The sequence below is a fragment of the Gudongella sp. DL1XJH-153 genome, from assembly GCF_049310905.1.
Lineage (GTDB): Bacteria > Bacillota > Clostridia > Tissierellales > Tissierellaceae > Gudongella.
This window is the reverse complement of record NZ_JBMEMN010000028.1, coordinates 18176-29720: the sequence shown is the minus strand read 5'-3', so window position 1 is coordinate 29720 and position 11545 is coordinate 18176. Positions and strand designations below refer to the sequence as shown.

Below are 11545 nucleotides of genomic sequence, written 5' to 3'. Positions count from 1 at the left end.
GGGTTCTTGAGACTCAACCCTCCACATACAAAGAATTTCCTTTGAAAGGAGGGAGTCGAGACAGAGTCTACTCGACGTATGCATGGAGGATATGGTAACATTATGGACCAGACAGGATGAGAGGAGCCTCAGGGATCTGGAAAGACTTGGGGTATTCAGAAACAAGGAAAGATACATAAGAGACAACTATGAAGATGTTTCAGATCACTTCATCTATCTTTACAAATGGTTTGTAGAGGCAGCATCCAAAAGAGTACCCAAACCTGAAGGAGTTGAGTTTCCGATTTGGTGTTCCATAAGCCATGAATCAATGCTAAGACCAATTCTGGGAACTGTGGCATATAAATTGCGAATACCTAAATCACAAATCATATATTTTGATGGCGGGAAGTGGGACTACGTATTAAACCACATCTACATACCCAGGGATCTTGATGATCAGGTGGAGTATATGGAGGATATCGATAAAAAGGGGTTTAAGGACCAGTTTAATTTTATAGAAGGAAAGTACTCAAGGCTATATCCCCAGGAAAGAAAAAGAGTTATGGATAGCTGGGAAAGAGTCTTTGAAATAGACCATTGGAATATTTTTTCAACTCAGGCGAATATCTGGGAGATTAAACCTGAGAATATTTTGGAAGTTTACAAGTACAGGGAATAACTAAATAGGGTTATTTGCTTGACACAAGCAGGTAGAAGTGATTAATTAATGATAACGGAGGTGGTCCAATGCATATAAGACTCAAGATGCTGCTTGGCGTATTGGTTCTTGTTATTGCAGCAGTAATAATGGTACCAAGGATGCTGAATGATAATGAAGAAGTGCCGGAGCAACCTGTAGCAGAGGAGCCGGTTGAAGTAGTGGAAGAATTCCAGGAAAAGTATCTTTTTACCACTGACTATCTGAATATGAGAACGGGACCTGGAACTGAAAATGAAAAAGTAAGAACAATTCCAGTAGGAGAAAAGGTACGTGCAATAGACTATGAAGATGGTTGGTACCTGATCGAATACAACGGGCAGACAGGTTACAGCATAGAAGATTACTTGTCAGAGCTTCTGGAGGAGGGTGAATCAAATCCAGAAAGTCCTGAAACAGATTCACCTGAGGATATTCAGGAGGAAGAGGATACTGGTGAAGTCATGAAAACCATAGACGGCATACTTCTTGTAAATAAAACTTATGGTTTGCCGTCTGATTACTATCCTGATGTTGATCCAGTAGCAAAGCAAAAGGTTGAACAAATGATAAAGGCGGCAAGTGATGAAATAAACAAAGAGATTATTGCTTTTTCTGGATTCAGAAGTTACAATTACCAGAAAAGGCTCTATAACAGCAGCGTGGAAACAGACGGTGAGGAGCATGCACAGAGATATAGCGCAAAGCCAGGCCATTCTGAGCACCAGACAGGGCTGGCTTTTGACTTGGGCGGACAAATGAAATACTGGCTTGAACCGGAGTTTGCAGATACCGAGGAAAGTATCTGGCTCGCTGAAAACGCTCATAGATTTGGTTTTATACTAAGGTATCCAGAGAATAAGGAGAGCATCACAGGATATGCATATGAACCATGGCATTTCAGGTATGTTGGAGAAGATCATGCAAAAAAGATTTATGAGCAAGGTTTAACACTGGAGGAATATCTTCTAGGCGAATAGTCTGACTGATTAAAGAAATGAATGGAGAAGGTAATACTATGGGCAGACAGGTTAAAATATCAGTAAGAAACCTTGTTGAATATGTTCTAAGATCTGGTGATATTGACAACCGCTTTCAATCCATGTCCAGAGCAGTTGAGGGTACCCTTGCCCATCAAAAGGTACAGGGATCATATGGAGAGAAGGACCTGAAGGAAGTAACCTTGAAGCACCAGATACAGGTTGGTGAGACCCTGTTTCTTGTCGAAGGAAGGGCAGACGGTATACTTTTTGATGAAGAAGGTGTAGTTGTCGATGAAATAAAAAGCACCGCAAGGGACCTGAAGGAAGTTGGAGATGGAATAAACCTTAGACACTGGGCTCAGGCAATTTGCTACGCTTACTTTTATGGACTCCACAATGAACTCCCTGAAATCATTGTCCAGCTTACATACTTTCACCTGGAAACAGAAGAGACCAGGAAAATAAGGAGAACACTCACATTCTCAGAAACCGAACAGTTTTTCCTTGATCTGTTGCAAAAATACATAAACTGGGCAAGTCTGACATTTTCATGGAAGGAAGAGAGAAACTCATCCATTATGAATCTGGACTTCCCATTTCCAAAATACAGAAGAGGGCAGAGGGATCTAGCGGTTGCTGCCTACAAGACAATAAAGGAAAATAAGGCCCTCTTTGCACAGGCACCCACTGGAATAGGAAAGACAATGTCTGTACTCTATCCTGCCATAAGGGTGATGGGTGAGGATTCAATCGAAAAAATCTTCTACCTTACAGCAAAGACAATTACACGGGAGATTCCCCTTTATTCCATGCAGTTACTCCAGGAAAGAGGGTTAAAAGCAAAGACACTGGTTATCACGGCAAAGGAAAAGGTCTGCTTGAATGACCAGGTCAAGTGCAATCCAAAGGATTGCCCATATGCAAAAGGTCATTTTGACAGGGTAAACGATGCAATAATGGATATCTTTAAGAACGAGAATTTTTTAAAGAGAGATACTATCCTTGACTACTCGAGAAAGCACCAGGTATGTCCATTTGAATTTCAGCTTGATATAAGCCTTTTTTCTGATGTTGTAATCTGTGATTACAATTACGTTTTCGATCCCCAGGTATACCTAAAAAGATTCTTTGACATGGAAAAGGGAGAGTATGTTTTTCTTATAGACGAGGCACATAATCTTGTGGACAGGTCTAGGGAGATGTTTTCTGCTTCTCTTGAAAAGTCGGTCTTGCTGAATGCTAGAAGAATTGTCAAGGATATTGACCCAAAGCTGTACAAGGCATTGTATGGGATTGTAAAGATAATAAATGAATACAAGAACAACCACCTGACCGGTGAAGGATACTATCAACGGGAAGAGATAATAGACCTATACTTTCCAATAAAGAGGGCTCTTGCAGGTATGGAGAGCTTCCTGATGGAAAGGAGGGAAGCGCAGGGTTACGATGATATTCTTGATCTTTATTTTCAATTGACCAGCTTTATTAAGATATCAGATATGTATGATGATAGCTTTGTTACAACCCTTGAAGAGAGATCAGGGGATGTTCTCTTGAGACTCTTTTGTGTGGATGCTTCCGGACACATAAGGCGTGCTTTGAAAAGAGGCATATCTGCAGTTTTCTTCTCAGCTACATTGACACCGATGAGTTATTTTATGAACCTTCTTGGTGGAGGGGAAGAAGACTACAACATAAGATTGAAGTCTCCATTCCCAAGAAAGAATCTTGGATTGATGATAAGGGGAAACTTGTCCACCAGATACAAGGACAGAGAGGATACCTACAGGGAAATAATGGGAATGATACAGAGCTTTGTAACCTCCAGAAAGGGAAATCACATGATCTTCTTTCCTTCATACGTATATATGAACAGGGTATACGAGGAATTTGTGGATAACTATCCCCAAATGCGAACACTTATCCAGAGGGGTGCAATGAATGAAAAGGAACGGGAGGAATTTCTTGAATCATTTAAGGATGGTGAGAACCTTGTAGCCTTTGCAGTTCTTGGGGGAGTATTTTCAGAAGGAATTGATCTTTCCGGGGACAGACTGATTGGAGCTGTTGTTGTTGGTGTGGGAATGCCGCAAATAGGTTTTGAGAGGAATATTATAAGGGATTATTTTGACCACAATCTTGGCCAGGGTTTTCATTACGCATATACTTATCCAGGTATGAACAAGGTTTTGCAGGCTGTGGGAAGGGTAATAAGAACAGAAGATGACAGGGGAACAGTGTTATTGATAGATGATAGATACCTTCAGGGTACATACAAGAAGCTTATACCCCCAGAATGGAAAGATTATGGTAAGGTATGGGATTTGGAAAGTCAGGTTGAATACCTGAGGGAATTTTGGGAGGGTGAAAAATGAGAAGATCGAAAATCCTGATACTTGGAATTATGGTTGCACTGCTTGTTGCACTTCCAGTTTGGGGTAATTCCTCGGAACCACCATCAATACTCCTTATTGTACCGGGAGCACCTGATGAACTTGTTGTAAGTGTTGGAGAAGGGGATAATTACATAGAGGCTGCAAGAAGGGACAAGCTGCTGGAAAGCTATTTTCTCTTCTATTACAGTGATACAGATCCGGTTGATAACTTGCAGCTAAAAGCAAAAGGAGACGGATATGACCTTTCAGTCCCTGTAGGGGACCTTGCCCAGCGATACCAGAATGTTTATACCCTGGACCTTGACGAAGGTAGTCTGACAGAGGGCAAGGACCCCTTAAGAGCGGCCTTGTATGTCTCGATGAGGGTTGTACTCACACTGATTATTGAAGGGCTTATATTCCTCCTCATGGGCTTTAGAAGCCGAAGGTCCTGGATTGTATTCCTCGTGGTAAACCTTATTACACAAGGAGCGTTGAATCTTTGGATAAACACAGTGACATACAATGACTACTCGCTTTTCTTCGGATTGGTATTCTATGAATTTGTGATAGTTATTGTCGAGATGGTTGCCTTCCTGGGATTGCTGAAGGAGCACAAGAAGTGGAGAAGGATATTGTTTGTGCTGATTGCAAATATTATGAGTCTGTTAGTTGGAGGATATATTCTAACGGTTCTTCCCTACTAGAAATGAATATTGACAACAAAAGAATCATATGGTAATTTTAAATTAGCACTCTTAACACATGAGTGCTAATTTCTATTTTAATAAAGGAGAGGATAGAATTGGAAAAAAAGGAATTTCAAGCGGAGTCCAGACGATTGTTGGATTTGATGATCAATTCCATATACACCCACAAGGAGATTTTTCTGAGGGAGCTGATTTCAAACGCCTCTGATGCAATCGACAAGATATATTACAAGGCGCTGACAGACGACACAATTCAATTCAACAAGGACGACTACTATATCAGAATATCCACTGACAAGGACAAGAGGACACTAACAGTAACCGACATGGGTATAGGAATGACCAAGGAGGAACTGGAGGACAATTTAGGGATAATAGCTAAAAGTGGATCTCTTAACTTTAAAAAAGCCGTGGAATCTAAGGATGGCTACGATATTATCGGCCAGTTTGGAGTAGGATTCTACTCTGCATTTATGGTTTCAGACAAAGTTGTAGTAACAAGTCGTGCTTTTGGAGAGGACACAGCATACAAGTGGGTTTCAGAAGGTGCTGAAGGATACACAATTGAAGAGACAGAAAAGAAAGAACCTGGTACTGAGATAATCCTTACACTAAAAGAGTCAAATGAAGATGAGGATTACGACCAGTATCTTGAAGAGTATACTATTAAGAGAATCGTAAAGAGATACTCAGATTTCATAAGATACCCAATAAAGATGATGGTTTCAGAGCACAGGAAGAAGGAAGACTCAGATGAGTATGAAACTGTGATGGAGGAAAAAACCATCAACAGCATGGTTCCAATCTGGAGAAAGAACAAGAATGAGCTGAAGGATGAAGACTACGAGAACTTCTACTCAGAGAAGCATTTCGGGTTCGACAAGCCTTTGAAGTGGAGCCATATGAGAATTGACGGGATGCTAAGATACGATGCAATAATCTATATCCCTTCAACTGCGCCATTTGACTATTATACAAAGGAATATGAGAAGGGACTTGAGCTATATTCAAGCGGGGTCCTGATTATGAATAAATGTCCGGAGCTTTTGCCTGACTATTTCAGCTTTGTTAAGGGAATTGTTGATTCAGAGGATCTTTCACTTAACATATCAAGGGAAATGCTGCAGCATGACAGACAGCTTAGACTTATGGCAAAGAAAATCGAGGAGAAGATCAAGGATGAGCTGATGGACCTTCTTGAAAACAACAGAGAAAAATATGAGGAATTCTTCGGTAATTTCGGGAAGCAACTTAAGTATGGCCTCTACTCAGACTATGGAATGAACAAGGATAAATTGAAGGAATTGCTCCTATTCCACTCATCAAAGGAAAAGAAGCTTGTTACCCTTAAGGAATATGTGGAAAGAATGCCTGAAGATCAAAAGTACATCTACTATGCAACTGGAGATTCAGTTGACAGAGTAGATAGAATGCCTCAAACGGAACTAGTCAAGGACAAGGGATATGAGATACTCTACTTGACAGACGAGGTGGATGAGTTTGCGATAAAGGTACTTCAGGAATATGAAGAGAAGGAATTCCGATCTGTTTCAGGAGATGATCTTGGCATTGAGGAAGATGCAGTGGAGGAAGAAGATAAAGAAGAAGGCAAGGAAATATTCCAGGAAATGAAAAACGCACTTGGTGACAAGGTCAAGGAGGTAAGATTCTCCAAGAGACTTAAAAACCACCCAGTTTGCTTTGCAACTGAAGGTGAAATCTCAATTGAGATGGAGAAGGTCCTTAATACAATGCCAAACTCTGGTGATGTTCATGCGGAAAAAATTCTTGAGATAAATCCTCACCATGAGATCTTTGGAAAATTAAAGGCAGCACTGAAGAATGACAAGGAAAAGTTCGGACTATACACAGAGCTTCTCTACGATCAGGCAAGATTGATAGAAGGACTGCCAATTGAAGATCCTGTGGATTTCGCCAACAAGATTGCCAAACTTATGTAAATAAAACCCCCCATTCCAGGCTAAGGAATGGGGGAACTCATTAATAACGTTCAGTAATATATTTCACTGCCTCTTTTAATACATCCAAGTCCGGATGCCTCACTATTATTGCTTCTTCTCCCATGGCTGCAACAAAAATAGGTGGATTCGGCGCGTCATAGACAATCATATCCCCATACTTAGAGTAGATTGCTTCCTTTGTGTGCATCAGTGGATTCATGCTGGTCTTAAGTCCTAAAAATGCACAAAAGTATTTTCTTTCAAGAAGAGGTATTGGATTCTTCCCGGCAACTAGCTGTGCATATTGTTTATAGATGTCGGCATCCATTGAGTAATTAATTGTTTCTAGACACAGTCCACCCGGAGGTCTTGCATTAAGCTCAAGAGCCACCAGACTACCATTGTCCAGTCTGAAGAATTCAAAATGGAAAAATCTTTCCCTCAATTGAAAGGCTTCAATTACTTTGGTACCCATTTCCATAACGTCGTCAGGAATAAATCTTTGTACATAGAAAATACTGTCTCTACCCTCATTTACTGTCTCCATCAATCCAGACCCGTAATGCATTGAAGAGACTGCTGATATTTCACCATCTGCATCAACAATTCCATCGAATGTGTAGATGTCTCCTGTAATAAACTCCTCCATAATATATTCATAATCAGGTTTGGTTTGAAAAAACTTCTGCAAGTCATCTTCATTGTGTATCTTGTAGGTAAATGAAGCGCCAACACCAATGTCTGGCTTTGCGCATACTGGATAACCAGTTTCATCAATAAGCTTAAATGCATCCTGGATGCTGTGAACAATACTGCCTCTTGCAACGGGAATTCCTGCTTCTACGAATACTTCCTTCATCTTAGACTTATGCTTTACAAATGCTATTTCATTTATTTTAAATCCTGGTATGTTAAAGTCAGTTCTAAGACCTGCATCCAATTCGAGCCAGTACTCATTTTGTGACTCGATTCTGTGGATCCTTCCGTGGCGGAAGGTAAGGAAAGCAACGGCTCTTAAAACTTGATCATAATCCTCAAGACTCTGGACCTTGTAGTATTCAGTAAGTGCATAACTTAATTTCGGATCCAAGTATTCAAAATCTGGAGAACCTATACCCAGAACATTGACACCCTCCTCCTTCAGGCGGATTGCAAACTGCTTGAAGTTTGAAGGGAAATCGGGTGATATGAGTATGTAGTTCATGAAACTCCCCCCTTTTGATTTGATAAACCATATATACCTATTTAAAGCAGTAAACTAACAATTGAATTGTGTAATTCTAAATTAAGTACTACCTATCCTTGAATTTTGGGTATATTAAAAGGTGAGAGGTGATTTTGGATATGCTACATATTGAAAAAACTTACTCATCCTTTGACAGGGAGGAGTTTTTGGAATACTTTAATGAAAAGGGAAGAAATCTGGGAAATGGCAAGTTTGCAGGAAAAGGCTGGGAAGTGATTGTTGGCGATGAATTCATGAGAATGGTGGGGGCATTTCCCTTCAAGTCCTTAAAGCTTAAAATTCTGGTGGAGGAAGGAATCTCTGAAGACTTTCTTGAAGACCTAAGAAAGAGCTTTCTTCGGGGAGGAGGCTAGGAAAATACATTGAAAATCATAAGGTTTTTCTATATAATTAGACTAGCGAGTAAAGAGGGAGACGAAATAGTCTCCCTTTTATCATGTCAGGAGGATTCAGATGTCAAGAAAATCAAGGGTAATAGAATTTAATATAGATAGAGTGGACTTTCCAAACAAAGGAATAGGAACTTTTGAAGACAGAAATATTAGAATTAAGGGAGGAATTCCAGGTCAGAAAGTGAAGGCAAAGGTAGCTAAGAGAAGAAAAGAATATTGGGAGGCAAAGCTTATTGAAGTGCTGGAGAAGTCACCTCTTGAAACAGAAGAAGGCTGCCCTCACAAGGATGTATGCGGAGGATGTACCTATCAGTCATTGACCTATGAGAACGAAAAGAATCTTAAACTTAAGCAGGTCCAGGCGCTCTTTGACAAGGAGGGATTGGGCGTAAAGATCGAAGGAATCGAGGAATCACCTGATCTGGTAGGCTACAGAAACAAGATGGAATACACATTTGGTGATGAAGAAAAAGATGGTCCTCTTGCCCTTGGTCTGCATATGAAGGGGAGGTTCTACGAGGTGGTAAATACTGACCACTGCAATATTGTAAACAAGGATTTTACGATTATTAGAGAAACAGTAAGAAGTCATTTTGACAATCTAGGACTTCCATTCTACAACAAAAGAGCCCATGAAGGCCTTCTTAGACACCTGGTAATAAGAAGAGCTGGAAGCACTGGAGAGATTCTTGTAAACCTTGTTACATCAAGTCAGATTGAAATCGATAGAGAGAGTTTCGTAAAAGCTCTTCTTTCATTATCTGATCTTGAGGGAAAGATCACCGGGATTCTTCATACAATAAACGATGGATTGGGAGATACTGTTACAGCGGATAAGCTTGATACACTTTACGGAACGGATATAATTCATGAGGAAATTCTAGGTCTTAAATTCAAGATTTCACCATTCTCATTCTTCCAGACAAACACCAGTGGTGCTAAAAAGCTTTATTCAATCGCAAGGGAGTTTGCAGGGGAGAAGGAAGGCAGAATCATATTCGACCTTTATTCTGGTACCGGAACAATAGCCCAGATGATGGCAGCAGTTGCAAAAAATGTAATAGGAATTGAGATTGTTGAAGAGGCAGTGGATATGGCAAGGGAGAATGCCAAGCATAACAGCCTGGACAATGTGGAGTTCATAGCAGATGATGTGTTCAAAGGAGTTGAAGAGCTAACCGAAAAACCCGACCTTATAATCATAGATCCACCAAGGGATGGAATCCACCCAAAGTCAATTGACAAAATCATTGATTTCGGACCAGAGGAGTATGTCTATATTTCATGCAACCCAGTTACACTTGTAAGGGACCTTAAGATCTTTAAGGACAGAGGATATGAAATAAAGAGAGTTAAACTTATGGATATGTTTCCTAGGACACCACACGTTGAGACCGTCTGTCTAATTGAACGTAAATAATCACCGAAATCAAGGGGTTCAGGGGATTTTCAATCAGACAGTTTTGTGTGTTTAAGTCTTTGTAAACTGAAACATAACCTTTAGTTAACCCTATAAGTTGTACGTTTTGCGAAAATGATTGAATGATTTAACAAAAGGGAGAATGTAGTAGCAGAATAAGAGAATACGGATTGCTAATATTTTGATTGGAGCATCTTATGGTTTTACGAGAAGAAAGGGGAAGAGTAAAAAAATGAAAAAGTTTGATAATCAGAACGCATGGGATCTCATTTCAAAATCAAACAATCCATATACTGGTGGTTTGACTGATACAGATATCCATCAGGCAAAACGGGGCAAACCAGAAATTAGAGTTACTGATAATAAGATAGTCCCTAAAGATTGGCTAGGAGACTTATCTGATAGGCATATACTTTGTTTAGCTGGCGGTGGAGGACAACAAGCACCTTTGCTAGCAGCGGCTGGAGCAAAAGTTACAGTATTAGATATTTCCGATGGGCAGCTTAATCAAGATAGAATAGCGGCCAAACGATGGAATTTAGAAATAAATATAATGCAAGGGGATATGACTGATCTTTCTCGATTGGATGACTCACAATTTGAATTGATAATACAGCCGATATCAAATCAATTTATTCCTGATCTAACTAAACTTTGGTCCGAATGTTTTCGGATATTATCTTATCAAGGTATCCTGATTTCAGGATTTATGAATCCTCATCAATACTTATTTGATTTACCACTTTTAGATAGCAAAGGATTAATGAAAGTATCAAATCGATTGCCTTTTAGAGGAGATATCGATCTATCAGATGAGAAGCGAGCTGATTATTTTGGAACACATGGAATGGTGGAATTTAGCCACAGCTTGGAAGCGCAGATAGGAGGGCAAATCAGAGCTGGATTTTATATTGATGGGTTTTATGAAGACTATCGTTCCGATGGAACCCTCCAAGAATATTTTCCAGAGTTTTATGCAACAAAAGCAAAAAAAGGACTCAGAATGGATTGAAAAGATAATCTGGTGTAATATAAGTGACTAGAACCTGACGATTTAGTTTAAATGGGGGGATGAAATAAGTATTTACCCCTGTAGGCGTTGAATTTGTTAAATTGTATAAGAAAAATTTATTAGCGCATGTTGAAACGGTAGTATTGTTGGAAAAAAGTAGCTAACAATTAAAAAGCATGTGGAGTGATCGGGATGCCAAAAAAATATTATAAAAGCATAATGGCACATTTTAGAGAATTGCTGGTGAGTAAGGGTACACCTATAAAGTATATGGCTACAATATCAATAGTGACAATCCTGGGTACCATTCTTGCCGCTTATATTCAAATAGTTACGGTTCAGATTCCGGCAATGACGCTACATCCAATTGCTTTGCCTATTGTAGCTTCTTATTGGTTAGCAGCTTATTTGCCATATCACCATTTTAATTGGATGATAATTTATTTGGTGACTTCTCTCGTAATCTATTCTTTTTTGTTTCTACCCATACTCATGCGCACAAAGTTCAGCACACGACTTGCTTTTATAAGCATCCAGATCAGTATTATTTTTGCTTATATACTCATTAATTATCAATTCTACAAAGTTTTTATAAGGTGGATGTCTGTATAAATAAGGACAAATGGTAGATTGTTTTGTACATGTACATCAAATATACTATCAAGATAAGTAACGATATAAAATGATTCGAGTAAATTTCATATTTCTAAAAACATTGAAAAATGAACAATTTTTTCATAATCAAAAAGGGTTTCACCCCTCCCCGG

At 39.5% G+C, this 11545-nt stretch carries 9 protein-coding genes; 8 read left to right on the top strand and 1 reads right to left on the bottom strand.

Annotated elements, in window-relative coordinates; genetic code table 11:
• The first annotated feature begins 82 nt into the window (after positions 1-82).
• The 5 genes from ACOEN1_RS10610 to htpG all read left to right on the top strand — a co-directional run bounded on the left by ACOEN1_RS10610 (position 83) and on the right by htpG (position 6708).
• Positions 83-661 carry a DUF3841 domain-containing protein gene (locus ACOEN1_RS10610; RefSeq protein WP_422486874.1) on the top strand — a complete coding sequence of 193 codons (579 nt, stop codon included), beginning with the start codon at positions 83-85 and terminating at the stop codon, positions 659-661.
• A gap of 68 nt (positions 662-729) precedes the next feature.
• Positions 730-1659, top strand: a complete 930-nt coding sequence (locus tag ACOEN1_RS10605; protein ID WP_422486873.1) for a D-alanyl-D-alanine carboxypeptidase family protein — start codon at positions 730-732, stop codon at positions 1657-1659.
• A gap of 38 nt (positions 1660-1697) precedes the next feature.
• A complete protein-coding gene (locus ACOEN1_RS10600) occupies positions 1698-4037 on the top strand; it encodes an ATP-dependent DNA helicase (protein ID WP_422486872.1) in 2340 nt (779 codons plus the stop codon).
• Complete coding sequence (locus ACOEN1_RS10595; protein ID WP_422486871.1) at positions 4034-4744, top strand: hypothetical protein; 711 nt, start codon at positions 4034-4036, stop codon at positions 4742-4744. Before ACOEN1_RS10600 ends, ACOEN1_RS10595 begins: the two co-directional genes overlap by 4 nt.
• A gap of 98 nt (positions 4745-4842) precedes the next feature.
• On the top strand, positions 4843-6708 hold the full coding sequence (gene htpG, locus ACOEN1_RS10590) for a molecular chaperone HtpG (protein WP_422486870.1): 1866 nt from the start codon (positions 4843-4845) through the stop codon (positions 6706-6708).
• Between the two features lie 40 nt (positions 6709-6748).
• Here htpG and ACOEN1_RS10585 read toward each other — a convergent pair whose 3' ends face one another.
• Positions 6749-7912, bottom strand: a complete 1164-nt coding sequence (locus ACOEN1_RS10585) for an ATP-grasp domain-containing protein (RefSeq protein WP_422486869.1) — start codon at positions 7910-7912, stop codon at positions 6749-6751.
• A 134-nt stretch (positions 7913-8046) separates the two neighbouring features.
• Here ACOEN1_RS10585 and ACOEN1_RS10580 point away from each other — a divergent pair, with 134 nt between their 5' ends.
• From ACOEN1_RS10580 to ACOEN1_RS10570, 3 genes are all read left to right on the top strand, one after another.
• Positions 8047-8307: a hypothetical protein gene (locus tag ACOEN1_RS10580; RefSeq protein WP_422486868.1), complete on the top strand. Its 261-nt coding sequence runs from the start codon at positions 8047-8049 to the stop codon at positions 8305-8307.
• Positions 8308-8407: 100 nt separating this feature from the next.
• Positions 8408-9766: a 23S rRNA (uracil(1939)-C(5))-methyltransferase RlmD gene (gene rlmD, locus ACOEN1_RS10575; RefSeq protein ID WP_422486867.1), complete on the top strand. Its 1359-nt coding sequence runs from the start codon at positions 8408-8410 to the stop codon at positions 9764-9766.
• 232 nt (positions 9767-9998) lie between these two features.
• Positions 9999-10778, top strand: coding sequence for a class I SAM-dependent methyltransferase (locus tag ACOEN1_RS10570; protein WP_422486866.1), 780 nt, complete (start codon positions 9999-10001; stop codon positions 10776-10778).
• The last annotated feature ends 767 nt before the right edge of the window (positions 10779-11545 follow it).